The sequence below is a fragment of the Pseudomonas parafulva genome (assembly GCF_000800255.1).
Taxonomy (GTDB): Bacteria; Pseudomonadota; Gammaproteobacteria; order Pseudomonadales; family Pseudomonadaceae; genus Aquipseudomonas; species Aquipseudomonas boreofloridensis.
The window spans coordinates 4606074-4625990 of record NZ_CP009747.1 but is presented as its reverse complement, the minus strand read 5'-3'; the positions used below and the strand labels follow the sequence as shown (position 1 = coordinate 4625990).

General features: G+C 64.7%; 13 protein-coding genes. 4 read left to right on the top strand and 9 right to left on the bottom strand.

All coding sequences use genetic code 11. The features are described from left to right. The first annotated feature begins 30 nt into the window (after positions 1–30). From mscK to trxC, 3 genes are all read left to right on the top strand, one after another. On the top strand, positions 31–3339 hold the full coding sequence (gene mscK / locus NJ69_RS20240) for a mechanosensitive channel MscK (protein WP_039582596.1): 3309 nt from the start codon (positions 31–33) through the stop codon (positions 3337–3339). 81 nt (positions 3340–3420) lie between these two features. Further along, positions 3421–4881 carry a protein adenylyltransferase SelO gene (selO, locus tag NJ69_RS20235; protein WP_039582595.1) on the top strand — a complete coding sequence of 487 codons (1461 nt, stop codon included), beginning with the start codon at positions 3421–3423 and terminating at the stop codon, positions 4879–4881. A gap of 46 nt (positions 4882–4927) precedes the next feature. Then, positions 4928–5362 carry a thioredoxin TrxC gene (gene trxC, locus NJ69_RS20230; RefSeq protein WP_039582593.1) on the top strand — a complete coding sequence of 145 codons (435 nt, stop codon included), beginning with the start codon at positions 4928–4930 and terminating at the stop codon, positions 5360–5362. Here trxC and NJ69_RS20225 read toward each other — a convergent pair. Together NJ69_RS20225 and NJ69_RS20220 are read right to left on the bottom strand one after the other, a co-directional pair. Beyond that, positions 5359–6132: a ParA family protein gene (locus NJ69_RS20225; RefSeq protein ID WP_029613852.1), complete on the bottom strand. Its 774-nt coding sequence runs from the start codon at positions 6130–6132 to the stop codon at positions 5359–5361. The two genes, trxC and NJ69_RS20225, sit on opposite strands and share 4 nt — an antisense overlap. Positions 6133–6185: 53 nt before the next feature. After that, entirely contained in the window at positions 6186–7091 is a 906-nt protein-coding gene (locus tag NJ69_RS20220) for a LysR family transcriptional regulator (protein ID WP_039582592.1), read from the bottom strand. A 123-nt stretch (positions 7092–7214) separates the two neighbouring features. Here NJ69_RS20220 and NJ69_RS20215 point away from each other — a divergent pair, with 123 nt between their 5' ends. Then, entirely contained in the window at positions 7215–8459 is a 1245-nt protein-coding gene (locus NJ69_RS20215; protein ID WP_039582590.1) for an MFS transporter, read from the top strand. Positions 8460–8528: 69 nt separating this feature from the next. Here the strand turns inward: NJ69_RS20215 and NJ69_RS20210 are convergent, their stop codons facing one another. From NJ69_RS20210 to aroK, 7 genes are all read right to left on the bottom strand, one after another. Further along, on the bottom strand, positions 8529–8876 hold the full coding sequence (locus tag NJ69_RS20210; RefSeq protein ID WP_039582589.1) for a NirD/YgiW/YdeI family stress tolerance protein: 348 nt from the start codon (positions 8874–8876) through the stop codon (positions 8529–8531). 117 nt (positions 8877–8993) lie between these two features. Beyond that, a complete protein-coding gene (gene hemE, locus NJ69_RS20205; RefSeq protein WP_039582587.1) occupies positions 8994–10058 on the bottom strand; it encodes a uroporphyrinogen decarboxylase in 1065 nt (354 codons plus the stop codon). Positions 10059–10207: 149 nt separating this feature from the next. Continuing rightward, the gene (locus tag NJ69_RS20200) at positions 10208–11626 is read right to left on the bottom strand and encodes an FAD-dependent oxidoreductase (RefSeq protein ID WP_039582585.1); all 1419 of its coding nucleotides are present in this window, start codon (positions 11624–11626) and stop codon (positions 10208–10210) included. A gap of 122 nt (positions 11627–11748) precedes the next feature. Further along, positions 11749–16194 carry a glutamate synthase large subunit gene (gene gltB / locus NJ69_RS20195; RefSeq protein ID WP_039582583.1) on the bottom strand — a complete coding sequence of 1482 codons (4446 nt, stop codon included), beginning with the start codon at positions 16192–16194 and terminating at the stop codon, positions 11749–11751. Positions 16195–16565: 371 nt separating this feature from the next. Beyond that, on the bottom strand, positions 16566–18191 hold the full coding sequence (locus NJ69_RS20190; RefSeq protein ID WP_029614299.1) for an AAA family ATPase: 1626 nt from the start codon (positions 18189–18191) through the stop codon (positions 16566–16568). Next, a complete protein-coding gene (gene aroB / locus NJ69_RS20185; RefSeq protein ID WP_039582581.1) occupies positions 18188–19303 on the bottom strand; it encodes a 3-dehydroquinate synthase in 1116 nt (371 codons plus the stop codon). Before aroB ends, NJ69_RS20190 begins: the two co-directional genes overlap by 4 nt. Positions 19304–19398: 95 nt before the next feature. Further along, positions 19399–19917, bottom strand: a complete 519-nt coding sequence (gene aroK, locus NJ69_RS20180) for a shikimate kinase AroK (protein WP_039582580.1) — start codon at positions 19915–19917, stop codon at positions 19399–19401.

Genomic DNA, 19917 nt, shown 5'->3' with positions numbered 1-19917 from the left:
GATTCATGCCCTTTCGCTAGTAGTCTGCCTATGTCCCTGCGCGTATATGCCCGCACAGCCCTGCTCGGGCTGTGCCTCTCCCTGTCGTTCGCCGCCGTGGCGGCCGAGATGCCCACCGCTCCGGGCGTTCAGAACAGCCTCGACAAGATCGCCGAGCGCAAGCTGCCGGAGGCCGAACAGAAGGCGCTGCAGCAAGTGCTGGAGCAAACCCTGACGCTGATCGCCAGCAAGGACGACAGCGACCGCAAGCTCGCCGAACTCAAGCAGCAGCTCGCCAGCGCGCCCCAGGAAACCCGTGACAGCCAGCACGAGCTGGCCAAGCTCAAGACCAGCAAGCCCACCCCGGTGGCGCAGCGCTACGCCAACCTCAGCGTGCCGCAGCTCGAATTGATGCTCAGCGAACGCAGCACCCAGCAGGGCGACCTGCAAAAAGCGCTGTCCGAAGCCAACAGCCTGATCATCAACTCGCAGACCCGCCCCGAGCGTGCCCAGGCCGAGATCAGCAACAACCAGACTCGCGTCCAGCAGATCAACAACGCGCTCAAGTCGGGCAAGGACAACGGCAAGGCGCTGTCCCCCGACCAGCGCAACCAGCTCATCGCCGAACAGGCCTCGCTCAATGCCCTGACCCTGCTGCGCCGCCAGGAGCTGGCCGGCAACAGCCTGCTGCAAGACCTGGGCAGCGCCCGCCATGACCTGCTGATCGAGCGCACCGCGCGCCTGGAGCAGGAGATTCAGGACCTGCAGACGCTGATCAACGAAAAGCGCCTGGCGCAGTCCCAGCAGACCGTCACCCAGCAGTCCATCGAGGCGCAGAAGGCCGGCGGCAGCACCCTGCTGGCCAACGAGAGCGCAGCCAACCTCAAGCTCTCCGACTACCTGCTGCGCAGCACCGACCGTCTCAACGAACTGACCCAGCAGAACCTGCAGGCCAAGCAGCAACTCGATACCCTGACCCAGGCCGACCAGGCCCTGGACGAGCAGATCAACGTGCTCAAGGGCAGCCTGCTGCTGTCCAAGATCCTCTACAAGCAGAAGCAGGCCCTGCCGCACCTGAAGCTGGACCGCGACCTGGCCGACCAGATCGCTGATATCCGCCTCTACCAGTTCGAGGTCAACCAGCAGCGCGAGCAGATGAGCAGCCCGATCAGCTACGTCGACGACCTGCTGTCCAAACAGCCCGAGCAGGACGTCACGCCGCAACTGCGCAAAGCCCTGTTGGAAGTGGCCATCACCCGCAGCGACCTGCTCGAACGGCTGAACCGCGAGCTGTCGGCGCTGCTCAACGAATCGATCACCCTGCAACTCAACCAGAAACAGTTGCTCAGTACCGCGCAAAACCTGCGCACCACCCTCGATGAACAGATGTTCTGGATCCCCAGCAACAAGCCGCTGGACTGGGACTGGCTGCGCTACGTGCCGGAGCGTCTCGCTGAACAGGTTGCCAGCCTGCCGTGGAGCTCGGGTATCAACGAACTGGCCGACGGCCTGCTGCAAAGGCCACTGTTGTTCCTGCCGCTGCTGCTGGTGATCGGCGCGCTGCTGTGGCGACGCAAGTACCTGTACCAGCGCCTGAGCAAGGTGCACCAGGACATCGGCCACTTCCGCCGCGACAGCCAGTGGCACACGCCCCAGGCGATCTTGATCAACATCCTCCTTGCGATGCCGCTGAGCCTGGGCCTGGCGCTGTGCAGCTACGCCTTGCAGATCGACGCGCGCGGGCAGAATGCCAACCTCGGCGCCGCGCTCTGGCAACTGGCCCAGGCCTGGCTGGTGTTCTACACCGCCTACCGCATCCTCGCCCCCGGCGGCGTGGCGGAAGTGCATTTCCGCTGGCACAAGCCGCAGGTCGAGTTCCTGCGTGGCTGGGTGCGCCGGCTCGGCACCGTGGTGCTGGCCTTGGTCGGCGTGGTGGCCGTGGCTGAGCACCAGCCCTCGGCGCTGGCCGACGACGTGCTCGGCATCGGCGTGGTCCTGACCTGCTATGGACTGATGGCCTGGCTGCTCAGCCGCCTGCTGTTGAGCAGTCCGGCGCACCAGAACACCTCGTTGTTCCGCAAGGCCGTCGGCGTGGCCTTCACCGCCCTGCCCATCGCGCTGTTCGTCGCGGTGTGCTTCGGCTACTACTACACCGCGCTGAAACTCACCGACCGCCTGATCTACACGCTGTACCTGCTGCTGTTCTGGCTGGTGATCGAGGCGGCGTTCGTGCGCGGTCTGTCGGTGGCGGCGCGGCGCCTGGCCTACCAACGCGCGCTGAGCAAGCGTGCGGCGGCCAAGGAAGGCCTGGACGGCGAGGTGATCGTCGAAGAACCGACCCTGGACATCGAGCAGGTCAACCAGCAGTCGCTGCGCCTGATCCGCCTGGCCTTGCTAGGCGGCTTCATCGCCGGCCTGTACTGGGTGTGGTCGGACCTGATCTCGGTGTTCTCCTACCTCAACAACTTCACCCTGTACGAATACACCAGCGGCACCGGCGCCACCGCCAGCATGGTGCCGATCAGCCTCGGCGACCTGCTCGGCGCGTTGGTCATCGCCGGCATCACCATCGCCCTGGCCAGCAACCTGCCGGGCCTGCTGGAGGTGCTGGTGCTGTCACGCCTGAGCCTGGCCCAGGGCAGCGCCTACGCCATCACCACGCTGCTGTCGTACGTCATCGTCGGGGTGGGCATCGTCAGCACCCTGGCCACCCTCGGGGTGAGCTGGGACAAGCTGCAATGGCTGGTCGCCGCCCTGTCGCTGGGCCTGGGCTTCGGCATGCAGGAGATCTTCGCCAACTTCATCTCCGGCATCATGATCCTGTTCGAGCGCCCGGTGCGGATCGGCGACACCATCACCATCGGCAACCTGTCCGGCACGGTGAGCAAGATCCGCATCCGTGCCACCACCATCACCGACTTCGACCGCAAGGACATCATCGTCCCCAACAAGACCTTCATCACCGGGCAGTTGATCAACTGGTCGCTGACCGACACGGTGACCCGAGTGACGCTGAAGCTGGGCATCGACTACGGCTCGGACCTGGACCTGGTGCGTGACCTGCTGCTCAAGGGCGCCCACGAAAATCCCCGGGTGCTCAAGGACCCTGAGCCGCTGGTGTACTTCCTGCAATTCGGCGAGAGCTCGCTGGACCACGAACTGCGCATGCACGTGCGCGACCTGGGCGACCGCAACCCGACGCTGGACGAGATCAACCGCTACATCAACCGCGAGTTCAAGGCCCACGACATCAAGATCTCGGTGCGCCAGGTGGAGGTGTTCCTGATGGACACCAAGAACGGCAAGCAGCAGATGATCCCGCTGGAGAACACACCCGACAGCAGCACGCCACCGAGCTGAATTGGACGCTGACCGGTGCAAGCGCCCAGAATGCCAGTCAACGCTGCACCTGGACCGCCCCTCAACAACCCGGAGCCGCCCGTGAAAACGCTCGACCACCTGCAGTTCGACAACCGCTTCGCCCGCCTGGGCGACGCCTTCTCCACCCAGGTGCTGCCAGAGCCGATCGCCGACCCGCGCCTGGTGGTGGTCAGCGAAGCGGCCCTGGCGTTGCTCGATCTGGATCCGGCGCAGGCCGAGTTGCCGGTGTTCGCCGAGCTGTTCGGCGGTCATAAGCTCTGGGAAGACGCCGACCCTCGGGCGATGGTGTATTCCGGCCATCAGTTCGGCGGCTACAACCCGCGCCTGGGCGACGGTCGTGGCCTGCTGCTGGGTGAGGTGGTCAACGACGCGGGCGAGCACTGGGACCTGCACCTCAAGGGCGCCGGCCAGACCCCGTATTCGCGCATGGGCGATGGCCGCGCCGTGCTGCGCTCGTCGATCCGCGAATTCCTCGCCTCCGAAGCCCTGCACGCGCTGGGCATTCCCAGCAGTCGCGCCGTGTGCGTGATCGGTTCGAGCACGCCGGTGTGGCGCGAAACCCAGGAAAGCGCGGCCATGCTGCTGCGCCTGGCGCCCAGCCATGTCCGCTTCGGCCATTTCGAATATTTCTATTACACGCAGAAACCCGAGCAGCAGCAGGTGCTGCTGGACCATGTGCTCGAACAGCACTACCCCGAGTGCCTTGCGGCCGAGCAGCCGTACCTGGCCATGTTCCGAAGCATCGTCGAGCGCAACGCCGAGCTGATCGCGCGCTGGCAAGCCTACGGTTTCTGCCACGGGGTGATGAACACCGACAACATGTCGATCCTGGGCATCACCTTCGACTTCGGCCCGTTCGCCTTCCTCGACGACTTCGACGCCAACTTCATCTGCAACCACTCCGACGACCGTGGCCGCTACAGCTACGCCAACCAGGTGCCGATCGCCCACTGGAACCTCAGCGCGCTGGCCCAGGCCTTGACCACGGTGGTGGAGGTCGAGGCGCTCAAGGACACGCTGGGGCTGTTCCTGCCGCTGTACCAGGCCCACTACCTGGACCTGATGCGTCGCCGCCTCGGCCTGACCTGTGCTGAAGAGGACGACCTGGCGCTGGTCGAGCGCCTGCTGCAGTGCATGCAGCGTGGCGCAGTGGATTACACGCTGTTCTTCCGCCGGCTCGGCGAGCAACCGGTCGAACAGGCGCTACACGGGGTGCGTGACGACTTCGTCGACCTCGCCGGCTTCGACGCCTGGGCCGCCGACTACCTGGCACGCTGCCAGCGCGAACCCGACAATGCCCAGGGCCGGCGTGCGCGCATGCACGCGGTCAATCCGCTGTACATCCTGCGCAACTACCTGGCTCAGCAGGCCATCGAGGCGGCCGAAGCGGGCGACTACAGTGAAGTCCGGCGCTTGCATCAGGTGCTGAGCAGGCCGTTCGAGGAACAGCCCGGCATGCAGGCCTACGCCGAGCGCCCGCCAACCTGGGGCAAGCACCTGGAGATCAGTTGCTCGTCCTGAATGCCAGGCGCGGCCTGACAGCCCTATCGCACCCCAAGGAGAAGATATGCCTGAACCCCTGGTCATCCCCTGCCCTCACTGCAACGGCCTCAACCGCTTGCCGGCCGAGCGCCTGGGCGACAGCCCCAAGTGCGGGCGCTGCAAGCAGGAGGTGCTGCTTGGCCAGCCCTTCGAGCTGACCGAGCGCAGCTACGCCAGCCAGATCAAGGGCGATCTGCCGCTGCTGGTGGACGTGTGGGCCGACTGGTGCGGGCCGTGCAAGAGCTTCGCCCCAACGTTCGCCCAGGCCGCCCGCCAGCTCGCCGGCCGCTGCCGCCTGGCCAAGCTGGACAGCGAAGCCAACCGCAGCCTGGCCGGTCAACTGGGGATTCGCTCGATCCCCAGCCTGATCCTGTTCAAGCAGGGCCGCGAAGTCAGCCGCCAGGCCGGCGCACTGCCACTGCAATCGTTGCTGGAGTGGCTGCGCGGGCAGGGCGTCTAGGCGTTCTCTTCGAGCAGCGAGTGCAGCTCGACGAACTGCTGCGTCAGCTTGTGCCGTGGCTCCAGATGAATCAGCGGCAGGCTGGCGTGGTGCGACTCGCGCATCTTCACCGAGCTGCCCAGGTACACCGGCAACACCGGCAGCCCCTCGGCGAGCAGTTCGTCGAGCATCTGCTGCGGCAGGCTGGCGCGGGACTGGAACTGGTTGACGACGATGCCCTCGACCTCCAGGGCTTCGTTGTGATCGTCCTTGAGTTCCTCGATTTCGGCGAGCAGGCCATACAGGGCCTGGCGCGAGAAGCTGTCGCAATCGAAGGGAATCAGCACGCGATCAGCGGCGATCAGCGCTGAAACCGCGTAGAAGTTCAGCGCGGGCGGCGTGTCGATGTAGATCCGCTCGTAGTCTTCGCTCAACTCGTCGAGCAACTTGCGCAGCTTGTTGATCTTGTGTTTGGCCTCGAGCTTGGGCTGAAGGTCGGCGAGTTCCGCCGTGGCGGTGATCACGTGCAGGTTGTCGAACGGGGTCTCGTAGATATCGACCTTGTTCTTCTTCGCGACCGGCCCGCCGGCCAGGCTCTGCTTGAAAAAGTCGGCGATGCCCATGGGAATGTCGTCGCCGGTCAGGCCGGTGAGGTACTGGGTGGAGTTGGCCTGGGCATCCAGGTCGATCAACAGGGTGCGATAGCCTTCGCTGGCGCTCACCGCCGCCAGGTTGCAGGCGATGCTCGACTTGCCCACGCCACCTTTCTGATTGAACACCACGCGCCGCATGACAGGATCTCCGGGTATCAAGGAATGCCCGAGTATGTGTGCACAGCAACGCTTTATCCAGCGCCTTGGGGCGCTTGCACACCAGCCAACAGCTCGCAAAACGCATTGGCCATCGCCGAGCCTGCTCCCTCGCGGCGCACCAGCCACACGGCGCTGGTCGCCTGCGGGTCGAGCAGCGTGCGATAGACCACACCGTCGATGCGAATGCGCTGGAACGAGGCCGGCAGCACCGACACGCCCAACCCGGCCGACACCAGGCCGATGATGGTCAGCGCCTCGCCTGCCTCCTGGGCGAAATGGGGGCTGAAGCCGGCCTGGCGCGCCAGTTCCATCAACTGCGCGTACAGGCCGCTGCCGTAGCTGCGCGGGAAGAACACGAACGGCTCCTGGGCCAGATCAGCCATCTGAACGCCACCGTCACCACACGCCGCCAGCGGGTGGGAGGCGTTGAGCACGGCGACCAGCGGCTCGCGGAACAGCTCGGTGACCGCCAGCCCCTCGGGTACGGGCAACGGGCGCATCAGACCGACCTCGATGGACTCGTCGAACACCGCATCGACCACCTCGCGACTGCTCATCTCCGTCAAATGCAAGTGAACTGCCGGAAAGCGCTGGCGAAAGGCGTGAATCGCCTGGGGAATACGCGACGTGAACGGCGCCGACGAGGTGAACCCGATCTTCATCTCGCCCAGCTCGCCCAGTTGCGCGCGCCGCGCCACGTCGGCGGCCTTGTCGACCTGGGCCAGCACTTGACGCGCCTCATCGAGAAACAGCCGGCCGGCCTCGCTGAGTGCCACCCGGCGGTTGGTGCGCTCGAACAGTCGGGCACCGAGCTCCTGTTCGAGGGCCTGGATCTGCTGGCTCAACGGTGGCTGGGAAATGCCCAGTTGCTGCGCGGCGCGGCCGAAGTGCAGCTCCTCGGCGACCGCGATGAAATAACGCAGGTGACGCAGCTCCATAGCGCGCTCCAAACAAGTCGTAAAACGTCTCAAATAGGTCGAACAATATATTGGATCTAATCATTAGCCAGCTATATGATTTTTCCATCGCATCACCGGCCCCGCGCCTCGAGGTAGTCCGTCGTGAAATCCGCTGTAGCCCCCCTTGCCCTGGAACCCGACCCCGCTGCGCTGACCGATATCTGGATCGAAAAAGGCAGCCCGGCCTTCATGAAGACCGTGCTGGCATTGTTCAGCGGCGGCTTCGCCACCTTCGCCCTGCTCTACTGCGTGCAGCCGATGATGCCGCTGCTGTCGCAGGAGTTCGCCATCAATGCCGCGCAGAGCAGCCTGGTGCTGTCGGTCTCCACGGCGTTGCTCGCCGTGGGACTGCTGGTCACCGGGCCGATCTCCGACCGCATCGGGCGCAAGCCGGTGATGGTCATGGCCCTGCTCTGCGCGGCACTGGCGACCCTGGCCAGCGCCGTCATGCCGACCTGGGAAGGCGTATTGGCCACGCGGGCGCTGGTCGGGCTGTCCCTGAGCGGGCTGGCCGCCGTGGCCATGACCTATCTGAGCGAAGAGATCCACCCCCAGCACATCGGCCTGGCCATGGGCCTGTACATCGGTGGCAATGCCATCGGTGGCATGAGCGGTCGACTGATCGCCGGGGTGCTGATCGACTTCGTCAGCTGGCACACGGCGATGCTGGTAATCGGTGGTCTGGCGCTGCTGGCGGCGGTGGTGTTCTGGAAGGTGCTGCCCGAATCGCGCAACTTCCGCGCACAATCGCTGCAACCGCGTCGCCTGCTCGACGGCTTCCTCATGCACTTCAAGGACGCCGGCCTGCCTTGGCTGTTCCTTGAAGCCTTCCTGTTGATGGGCGCGTTCGTCACCCTGTTCAACTACATCGGCTATCGCCTGCTGGCCGAGCCGTACCACATGAACCAGGCATTGGTCGGGTTGCTGTCAGTGGTTTACCTGTCGGGGATCTACAGCTCGGCGCAGGTCGGCGCACTGGCGGACAGACTGGGGCGGCGCCGGGTGTTCTGGGCCAGTATCGGCGTGATGGCGGCGGGCATGCTGATGACGCTGTTCACACCGCTGCCAGTGGTGGTGGTCGGCATGCTGGTGTTCACCTTCGGTTTCTTCGGCGCGCATTCGGTGGCCAGCAGCTGGATCGGCCGACGCGCGCTCAAGGCCAAGGGGCAGGCGTCGTCGCTGTATCTGTTCTGTTATTACGCGGGGTCGAGTGTCGCCGGGACGGCGGGCGGGGTGTTCTGGCACCACTGGGGCTGGAACGGCATCGGGCTGTTCATTGGCAGCCTGCTGGCGGTGGCGTTGCTGGTGGCGCTGCACTTGAGCAAACTGGCGCCCAAATCGGTGTGAGACCTGCGCGGAGCGAGCGCGCCGCCATTACTTTCGGCAGGCGCGCTCGCCAGCGAGACAGCGGCTGGATCAGTTGATGATTTCGACGATATCCACATCCACTTCACGGCTCATCAGGTGCTTCTCCACCTCGCCGGTCAGCTTGACCTTGGTCTTTTCATTGAAAGGAGTGACCGGCAGGTCTTCGTTGTCGATCTCGACGGTGATGGTGCCGGTGTTGTCCTTGAACTCGTACTTGTCGTCGTTGTTGACCTTCTTGGTGATGTAGCCCTGCAGCACCACTGGCGTGTCGTCGGCGGCTTCTTTGGCAGCGGCGACGGTGGTGATCGATTGAGCACCCGGGCCGGTGTAGCCAGCCGCCAGGGCGGCGGTGCTGAACAGCGGGGCAAGAATCAGCGGCAGATAACGAATTTTCATGATGATCGGGTCCTGTTTGGGTTTCGATGGGACCAGATTAGCGACGATCGCTGAATTTAACCTTAATGTCACAAAAAGCCCGGCACATGGCCGGGCTGGGTGAGGCGTGAAGCGGACTCAGCCGTGGTACTGCGCCGAAAACTCGTGCACGGCATTGATGAACACGCCCGCGTGCTCGGGATCGACTTCCGGGGTGATGCCGTGGCCGAGGTTGAAGACGTGGCCGCTGCCATGGCCGTAGCTGGCCAGGATGCGCGCGACTTCCTGGCGGATCGCCTCCGGCTTGGCGTACAGCACCGTCGGGTCCATGTTGCCTTGCAGCGCCACGCGGTCGCCCACACGGCGACGGGCGTCGCCGATATCGCAGGTCCAGTCCAGGCCCAGCGCGTCGGCGCCGGCTTCGGCGATGCTGTCCAGCCATAGCCCGCCATTCTTGGTGAACAGGATCACCGGCACCTTGCGGCCTTCGTGCTCGCGGATCAGGCCGCTGACGATCTTGCGCATGTAGGCCAAGGAGAAGGTCTGGTAGGCCGACGCCGACAGCGCGCCGCCCCAGGTGTCGAAGATCTGCACCGCCTGGGCGCCGGCCTGGATCTGGCCGTTGAGGTAGGCGGTGACCGACTGGGCCAGCTTGTCCAGCAGCAAGTGCATGGCCTCGGGCTGGTCGTAGAGCATGGCCTTGGTCTTGCGGAAGTCTTTCGACGAGCCGCCTTCGATCATGTAGGTGGCCAGGGTCCAGGGGCTGCCGGAGAACCCGATCAGCGGCACGCGGCCGTTCAGTTCGCGGCGGATGGTGCTGACCGCATCCATCACGTAGCCCAAGTCCTTGTGCGCATCGGGAATGGGCAGGGCTTCGATATCGGCCGCCGTGCTGACGACCTTCTTGAAGCGCGGACCTTCGCCGGTCTCGAAATACAGGCCCTGGCCCATGGCGTCGGGGATGGTGAGGATGTCGGAGAACAGGATCGCGGCGTCGAGCGGGTAGCGGTCCAGCGGCTGGAGCGTCACCTCGCAGGCGAACTGCGGGTTCTTGCACAGGCTCATGAAGTCGCCGGCGTTGGCACGGCTGGCGCGGTACTCCGGCAGGTAGCGGCCGGCCTGGCGCATCATCCACACCGGGGTGACGTCTACAGGCTGCTTGAGCAATGCACGCAGGAAACGATCGTTCTTCAGGGCAGTCATGTCGGCATCCAGCAAAAAAGTGCGGGCATTTTCTCAGACGCCAGCGCAAAAGGCACGGCTGCGGCCATGGCTTTTGTCTATTGGGTGCCGTGGGTCAAGGATTGTCGGGCGGGATAACGCCGGGGTCGAGTGGCGACCCCGGCGCTCGATCACACCTGCAGGTAGTCGAGGATGCCTTCGGCTGCCGTGCGGCCTTCGAAGATGGCCGTCACCACCAAGTCCGAACCGCGCACCATGTCGCCACCGGCGAAGATCTTCGGGTTGCTGGTCTGGTGCTTGAAGGCGGCCTTCTCCGGGGCCACCACGCGGCCCTGGCTGTCCATCTGGATGCCATGCTGCTCGAACCACGGCGCCGGGCTCGGACGGAAGCCGAAGGCGATCACCACGGAATCGGCCGGCAGGATCTGCTCGGAGCCGGGAATAGGCTCCGGACTACGGCGACCGCGAGCATCCGGCTCGCCCAGGCGGGTTTCGACCACCTTGACGCCCTCGACCTTGCCGTCGCCGACGATGGCGATGGGCTGGCGGTTGTAGAGGAACTTCACGCCTTCTTCCTTGGCGTTCTTCACCTCTTTGCGCGAGCCTGGCATGTTGGCCTCGTCGCGGCGGTAGGCACAGGTCACCGACTTGGCGCCCTGGCGGATCGAGGTGCGGTTGCAGTCCATCGCCGTGTCGCCACCGCCGAGCACCACCACCTGCTTGCCCTGCATGTCGACGAAGTCTTCCGGCGACTTCTCGAAGCCCAGGTTACGGTTGACGTTGGCGATCAGGAAGTCCAGCGCGTCATGCACGCCCGGCAGGTCCTCGCCGGGGAAACCGCCCTTCATGTAGGTGTAGGTACCCATGCCCATGAACACGGCGTCGTAATCGGCGAGCAACTGCTCCAAGGTGATGTCCTTGCCCACTTCGGTGTTCAGGCGGAATTCGATGCCCATGCCGGTGAACACTTCGCGGCGGTTGCTCAATACGCTCTTTTCCAGCTTGAACTCGGGAATGCCGAAGGTCAGCAAACCGCCGATTTCCGGGTTCTTGTCGAACACCACCGGGGTGACGCCAGCACGCACCAGCACATCGGCGCAGCCCAGCCCAGCCGGGCCGGCACCGATGATGGCGACGCGCTTGCCGGTCGGCTTGACCTTGGACATGTCCGGACGCCAGCCCATGGCGAAGGCGGTGTCGGTAATGTACTTCTCCACCGAGCCGATGGTCACCGCACCGAAACCGTCGTTCAGGGTGCACGCGCCTTCGCACAGACGGTCCTGCGGGCAGACCCGGCCGCAGACTTCCGGCAGTGTATTGGTCTGGTGCGACAGCTCCGCCGCCGCCAGGATGTTGCCCTCGGACACCAGCTTCAACCAGTTGGGGATGAAGTTGTGCACCGGGCACTTCCACTCGCAATACGGGTTGCCGCAGCCCAGGCAGCGATGTGCCTGCTCCACGGACTGCTGCGGCTTGAAGGGCTCGTAGATTTCCACGAACTCCTTCTTGCGCTGACGCAGCAGCTTCTTTTTCGGGTCCTTGCGGCCCACTTCGATGAACTGGAAGTCGTTGCTCAGACGTTCAGCCATTTTTCAAAACCTCTCAACAGCAGCTGCGAGCCAGAAGCTGCAAGCCGCAAGACGATCACGTAAGCCGGGCGAACCCCGTGCTGCTTCTGCTTGCAGCTGGGAGCTCGCCACTTGCAGCTGCTTTACTGCGGGTTGGCGCGGGTGCTGGACAGCAGTTGCTTGAGGTTGGCCGCCTTGGGCTTGACCAACCAGAAGCGCCGCACGTAGTCGTCCAGGTTCTCGGAGAGCTCACGCCCCCACTCGCTGCCGGTCTCGTCCACGTATTCGCCCAGGACACGCGCCAGATGGCTGCGATAGGCCTCCATCGCCTCACCACTGATGCGCTGGATTTCCACCAGCTCGTGGTTGAGTTTGTCGACGAAAGTGTTGTCCAGGTCGAGCACGTAGGCGAAGCCGCCCGTCATGCCGGAGCCGAAGTTGTAACCGGTCTTGCCCAGGACGCAGACAAAGCCACCGGTCATGTATTCGCAGCAATGATCGCCCGTGCCCTCGACCACAGCGTGGGCGCCGGAGTTACGCACCGCGAAGCGCTCACCTGCGGTGCCAGCGGCGAACAGCTTGCCGCCAGTGGCGCCGTACAGGCAGGTGTTGCCGACGATGGCGCTGTGCTGGGTTTCGAACGGACTGCCCGCCGGCGGTACGATGGTCAGCTTGCCACCGGTCATGCCTTTGCCGACGTAGTCGTTGGCATCGCCTTCCAGGTGCATGTTCAGGCCACCGGCGTTCCACACGCCGAAACTCTGCCCTGCGGTGCCCTTGAAGCGGAAGGTGACCGGCGTGGCCGCCATGCCCTGGTTGCCGTAGAGCTTGGCGATCTCACCGGAGATGCGCGCGCCGATGGAGCGGTCGCAGTTGCAGATGTCGAGGGCGAACTCGCCACCGGCCTGGTCACGGATCGACGGCAGGGCCATGTCGACCATGCGCTCGGCCAACTCGCCTTTGTCGAACGGCGGGTTGCGGTCCACTTCGCAGAACTGCGGCTTGTCGGCCGGAATGTGCGAGCTGCCCAGCAGTGGCGTGAGGTCCAGGTGCTGTTGGCGCTCGGTGTCACCTGGCAGCACGTCGAGCAGGTCGGTACGCCCGATCAGCTCGCCGAGGCTGCTCACGCCCAGCTTGGCCAGCCACTCGCGGGTCTCTTCGGCGACGAAGGTGAAGAAGTTGATCACCATGTCGACGGTGCCGATGTAGTGGTCCTTGCGCAGCTTGTCGTTCTGGGTGGCCACGCCGGTGGCGCAGTTGTTCAGGTGACAGATACGCAGGTACTTGCAGCCCAGGGCGATCATCGGCGCGGTGCCGAAGCCGAAGCTCTCGGCGCCGAGGATGGCGGCCTTGATCACGTCCAGGCCGGTTTTCAGGCCACCGTCGGTCTGCACCCGCACCTTGCCGCGCAGGTCGTTGCCGCGCAGGGTCTGGTGGGTCTCGGCCAGGCCCAGTTCCCAGGGTGCGCCCGCGTACTTGATCGAGGTCAGCGGCGAGGCGCCGGTGCCACCGTCGTAGCCGGAAATGGTGATCAGGTCGGCATAGGCCTTGGCCACGCCTGCCGCGATGGTACCGACACCCGCCTCGGCCACCAGCTTCACCGACACCAGCGCTTGTGGATTGACCTGCTTGAGGTCGTAGATCAACTGCGCGAGGTCTTCGATGGAGTAGATGTCGTGGTGCGGCGGTGGCGAGATCAAGGTGACGCCGGGCACGGCATAGCGCAGCTTGGCGATCAGGCCGTTGACCTTGCCGCCAGGCAACTGGCCGCCCTCGCCCGGCTTGGCGCCTTGGGCCACTTTGATCTGCAGCACTTCGGCGTTGACCAGGTACTCCGGGGTCACGCCAAAGCGGCCGGTGGCCACCTGCTTGATCTTCGAGCTCTTGAGCGTGCCGTAGCGGGCCGGATCTTCGCCGCCCTCGCCGGAGTTGGAGCGCGCGCCCAGGCGGTTCATGGCCTCGGCCAGGGCCTCGTGGGCCTCCGGCGACAGCGCACCGAGGGAGATGCCGGCGGAGTCGAAGCGCTTGAGGATGGCCTCGACCGGCTCCACCTGCTCCAGCGCCAGGGCCTGATCGGCCACCTTGACCTTGAGCAGGTCACGCAGCATCGACACCGGACGCTGGTCGACCAGCGCGGTGTACTCCTTGAACTTGCTGTAATCGCCTTGCTGCACGGCGGCCTGCAGGGTGTTGACCACGTCCGGGTTGTAGGCGTGGTACTCGCCGCCATGCACGAACTTGAGCAGGCCACCTTGCTGGATCGGCTTGCGCGCGCTCCAGGCTTCGGCCGCCAGCAGCTTCTGGTCGCTCTCCAAATCCTCGAAGCGCGCACCTTTGATGCGGCTGGACACGCCCTTGAAGCTCAGGCCGACCACCTCGTCCGACAGCCCCACGGCTTCGAACAACTGGGCGCCACGGTACGAGGCGACGGTGGAGATGCCCATCTTCGAGAGGATCTTCAGCAGGCCTTTGGAAATGCCCTTGCGGTAGTACTTGAACACTTCGTCCAGATCGCCCAGCACTTCGCCGGTACGAATCAGGTCGGCCAGCACTTCGTACGCCAGGTACGGGTAGACGGCCGAGGCACCGAAGCCCAGCAGCACGGCGAAGTGGTGCGGGTCACGGGCGGTGGCGGTCTCCACCAGGATGTTGCTGTCGCAGCGCAGGCCTTGTTCGGTCAGGCGGTGGTGAACCGCCCCGACAGCCAGCGAAGCATGCACGGGCAACTTGCCTGGGGCGATGAAACGGTCGCTCAGCACCAGTTGCGTCTTGCCGCTGCGCACCGCTTCTTCGGCCTGGTCGGCGATGTTGCGAATGGCCGCTTCCAAGCCCAGGCCCTGCTCGTAGTTGAGGTCGATCAACTGACGGTCGAAGCCCTCGCGCTCCAGGTTCATCAGCGAGCGCCACTTGGCTGGCGAGATCACCGGCGAGCTGAGGATCACCCGCGACGCGTGCTCGGGGGATTCCTGGAAGATGTTGCGCTCGGCACCCAGGCAGATTTCCAGGGACATCACGATCGCTTCGCGCAGCGGATCGATCGGCGGGTTGGTCACCTGGGCGAACTGCTGGCGGAAGAAGTCGTACGGCGAGCGGACGCGCTGGGAGAGCACGGCCATCGGCGTGTCGTCGCCCATCGAGCCGACCGCTTCCTGGCCCTGCTCGCCGAGCGGACGCAGCACCTGGTCACGCTCCTCGAAGGTGACCTGGAACATCTTCATGTACTGCTTGAGCTGGTCGGCGTCGTAGCTGGCCACGCCCTGGTCGTCGCTCAGGGTCGCCTGGATACGGGTGGCGTGCTGACGCAGCCAGCGCTTGTAGGGATGGCGCGACTTGAGGCGATTGTCGATGGCGTCGGTATCGAGGATCTGGCCGGTCTCGGTGTCCACGGCGAAGATCTGCCCCGGGCCGACACGACCTTTGGCGATGACGTCCTCCGGCTGGTAGTTCCACACGCCGATTTCCGAGGCCAGGGTGATGTAGCCGTTGCGGGTGGTCACCCAGCGCGCCGGGCGCAGGCCATTGCGGTCGAGCAGGCACACCGCGTGGCGGCCTTCGGTCATGACGATGCCGGCCGGACCGTCCCACGGCTCCATGTGCATGGAGTTGTATTCGTAGAAGGCGCGCAGGTCGGCGTCCATGGTTTCGACGTTCTGCCAGGCCGGCGGCACCAGCATGCGCACACCGCGGAACAGGTCGATACCACCGGTAACCATCAGCTCGAGCATGTTGTCCATGCTCGAGGAGTCGGAGCCGACCCGGTTGACCAGCGGGCCGAGCTCTTCCAGGTCCGGGATCAGGTCGTTGGCGAACTTGGTGCGCCGGGCCATGGCCCAGTTGCGGTTGCCGGTGATGGTGTTGATTTCGCCGTTGTGGGCGAGGAAGCGGAACGGCTGCGCCAGCGGCCACTTGGGCAAGGTGTTGGTGGAGAAACGCTGGTGGAACACGCAGATCGCGGTCTTCAGGCGCTCGTCGCCGAGGTCTGGATAGAAGGCGGTGAGGTCCGCCGGCATCATCAGACCTTTGTAGATGATGGTCTTGTGCGAGAAGCTGCAGATGTAGTGGTCGGCGTCGTGGGCATTGGCCACGGACGAGCGGCGACGGGCACTGAACAGCTTGATGGCCATTTCCTGGTCGGTCAGGCCTTCGCCGCCGATGAACACCTGCTCGATCTGCGGCAGGCGCTCCAGGGCCAGGCGACCGAGCACGCGGGTATCGATCGGCACCTTGCGCCAACCGATCAGTTGCAGGCCAGCCTGGGTGATCTCGCGGTTCATGTTGGCCCGCGCGGCCTCGGCTTTCACCGGGTCCTGATTGAAGAACACCATGCCGACCGCGTACTGCTTGGGCAGCTCGACGGCGAAGTGTTCCCGGGCCACGGCGCGCAGGAACTGATCGGGCTTCTGCATCAGCAGGCCACAACCGTCACCGGTCTTGCCGTCTGCGTTGATCCCACCGCGGTGGGTCATGCAGGTCAGGGCCTCGACGGCAGTTTGCAGGAGGTGGTGGCTCGGCTCGCCCGTCATATGGGCGATCAGGCCAAAACCACAGTTGTCCTTGAATTCTTCGGGATGGTACAGACCTGTTTTCATAGACACATTCTCACCAGGTTCGCCTCTCAACCAAGGCAAATCTCTTTTTAGTACAACCACTTACCATCCACGCCGATCGAATGCCAGCTTTTTTGCGGGGGCAATGGGAAACCATTGTTGCACAGCGACGAAGCCGCCCACAAACAATAACGACGAATCGTTGAAAGTTTATGTCGCAATTTTGAATGTTTTTGCGTCACTCACCGTGTAGGCGGGTGGACTTGAGTCTGAAGCGTTTCAGCGGTGACTGCAATCAGGCTTGTGGCCGGCAGTCTGGGACACGAAAGCCTGCCGCGCTCGTGCACAGCAGGCTATCGAGATTCCGGGATTCGCTCAGCAACTGGGCGGCGGGGTGGTGCCGCCCGGAAGGATCAGCGGGCCGTGGCCAGCTCTTGTTGAACGCTGCCGACGGTACGAGGCCAAGGTTTACCAGCCTGGACCTTCGCTGGCAAGTTCTTGATTGCAGCCGCTGCCGCGTCGCGGCTGGCGAAATTGCCGTAGGTAACCACGTAGAGGGGTTTGCCCTGCAGGTTTTTCTTGAAGTAGCGGTACTCGCCGCCCTGCTCGCGGACGAACGACTGGGCCGCCGACTCATTGCTGGTGCCGAATACCTGGACCACGTAGTTGCCGGCCTTCTGGCCGCTGTACCAACTGCTGTTACCCGCACCGCCGGTCGACTTCTCGACCGCTTTGGCCGCCGGCTTCGCCGTGGCGACCTGGGTCGGCGCCGCAGCCGGCTTGCTGGCAGGGGTGGCGGTTTTCGCCGGCTGCGTGGCAGCCGGTTTCTGCGCGGCGGCAGCCGGCTGGCTCGGTGCGCTGACAACCGGCTGGGCCGGCGTCGGCGCCGGACCTGCAGCGACACCTTGTGGCGGTGCAGTGGTGGTGACGGTCGGCGGCACCGCGGCCGAAGGCGCGGACGGCTGCAGTGCGGTGTTGCCCGCTGGCCCCCCCTCCTCACCATCCCCCATACCGGCCGCCTGGGCCAGCGGCTCACGCATCACCGGCTGCGACTGACCGACCAGCGGCAGCGGCATCGGTTGCGACGAACCGGAGAACTCCACCGTCGGACCGCCATTGCCCGACTGGCCCTGACCCAGTGGCAACTGAGCTTGGGCGGCAGGCGCCTCGGCTGGCGCCTTGTCGCTTTTCTTGGGCATCAGGACCGCCGCCGCAACGGCGACCACAACCACAGCAGACAGTGCGAGCACGTGTTTCTTAGGCATTTTGAACCCCATGGATGGTCGCTTCTCGGTACTGCGAGTGGCGATCATGGCTTCGATCAAGGTATCGCGGGCCACCTGATTGATGTTGCCCGGCCAACCGTCGGAGTTTTCGTGGATATCGGCGATCTGCTCGGCGCTGAACAGGTCCAGCCCCCGGCCAGCACCTTCAAGGCGTTGCTCCAGGTACTCGCGGGTTTCCTCTTCGCTGTAGGGGGCGAGCTCGATGATGTGGAAGCGTTCTTCCTCGGCACTGAGCTCGTCCAACCCGGCAATCAGCGAAGGCTCGCCGAACAGGAATACATGCGGGCGTCCTTCCGCAACGCCGGCCGCCAGTTCCAGCAACGCTTGGAGTGCTGACTCTTCGAGTTGTTCCGCATCGTCTACCAGCAGATACACCTCTTGCCCGGTCAGCGCCAACTGCACGACCTGGGAAAGAATGGCCTGTACCTGCGGCTGCGCGACGCCCAGCGCCTGGGCCACTTGGCCGAGCACACCGGCGGCATCGCTGGCGCCGCGCGCCGATACCACCACGCTCTGCACCGACTGCTTGTTGGTGCTGGCGACCAGTGCCTGGCGCAGCAAGGTCTTGCCGCTGCCATGGGGACCGGTCACCACCAGCATCAGGTGGCTGTAGCGTGCCAGATGATGCAACTGACCCAGCACCGGCTTGCGCTGGGCAGGAAAGAACTTGAAGCCGGGCACACGCGGCGCGAACGGATCGTGGCTCAACTGGTAGTGGTCGAGAAACGCCTCATCGGCATGCAAACTGGTCATTGCCCTGTCACAACCTCACGCTGGGCCACGATTGCGCGGTAGTCCGCCGCCAACGTGGCCTGAAGGATCTCTTTCGGATAGTCGTCGGTGATCACGGCTTCGCCCAACTGGCGCAACAGCACCAGGCGCAGGCGTCCGTCGAGCACCTTCTTGTCGACCGCCATATGTTCCATGAAATGCGCCGGGGTCATTTCCTCTGGAGGCACCACCGGCAGGCCTGCATCCTGCATCAGGCGAATTCCGCGATCACGCGCCGTCTGGTCGATCCAGCCCAGGCGCATGGACATCTCCAGGGCCATCACGGTCCCGGCAGCGACGGCCTCGCCATGCAACCATACCCCGTAACCCATGTGGGTTTCGATGGCGTGGCCGAAGGTGTGGCCGAGGTTCAGGGTGGCACGCACGCCCGATTCGCGTTCGTCGGCACCGACGACCGCCGCCTTGGCCGCGCAGGAGCGGCGAATGGCTTCGGTGAGGGCTGTCGAGTCGAGTTGGCGCAGCGCGACCATGTTGTCTTCCAGCCAGCCGAGGAACGGCTCGTCGCAGATCAGACCGTACTTGATGACCTCGGCAAGCCCGGCCGACAGCTCGCGGGCCGGCAAGGTGCGCAGGCTGGTGGTGTCGATGAGCACTGCATTGGGCTGGTAGAACGCACCGACCATGTTCTTGCCCAGCGGATGGTTGATGCCGGTCTTGCCACCCACCGAAGAGTCCACCTGGGACAGCAGCGTAGTCGGCACCTGGATGAAATCGACGCCGCGCTGATAACAGGCTGCAGCGAAGCCGGCCATGTCACCGATCACTCCGCCGCCGAGCGCCACCACCGTGGTGCGCCGATCATGCCGGGCGGTGAGCAGGGCGTCGAAGATTAACTGCAGGGTTTCCCAGTTCTTGTGGGCCTCGCCGTCGGGCAGTATCACCGGCAGCACCGACCAAGCCCCAAGGGTCTTGCTCAGGCGCTCGAGATACAGCGGCGCGACGGTTTCGTTGGAGACGATGGCGACCTGCCGTCCGGCAATATGCGGTGCCAGCAGCTCGGGCTGGTCCAACAGGCCCTCGCCAATGTAGATCGGGTAGCTGCGCTCGCCCAGATCGACCTTCAGTGTCTGCATGTATCCCCACAATGTGCTTGGGCGCGGCCTTGGCTGAGCGGCCTGCGCGTACGTTCAACCTCGACCCGGCGTTGGTCGCCGAGAATAGTCCCGGCTCAGCGGGGCGGCAACTGCTGCAGGCGCTCGAGAATGTCGATCACCACCATGCGCGGTGGCCGTTCGTCGGTTTCCACCACCAGGTCGGCGATCTCGCGGTAGAGCGGGTCGCGCATCTCCAGCAGCGAGCGCAGCGTGGCTTCAGGATTGGCCGTGCGCAGCAGCGGGCGATTGCGATCACGGGCGGTACGGCCCACCTGCTGCTCGACCGAGGCGTGCAGGTAGATGACCCGGCCGCCTTGGTGCAGGGCACGACGGTTGGCCTCGCGCATCACCGCGCCACCGCCTGTGGCGACCACCACGCCGTCGAGTTCGCACAACTCGGCGATCATCGCCTGCTCGCGATCGCGAAAGCCCGGCTCGCCTTCCCTGTCGAAGATCCACGGGATGTTGGCGCCGGTGCGCAGTTCGATTTCCTTGTCGGAATCCTTGAACAGCAGACGCAGCTCTTTGGCCAACAGGCGCCCGATGGTGCTCTTTCCGGCACCCATGGGCCCTACAAGTATCAAATTTCGCAC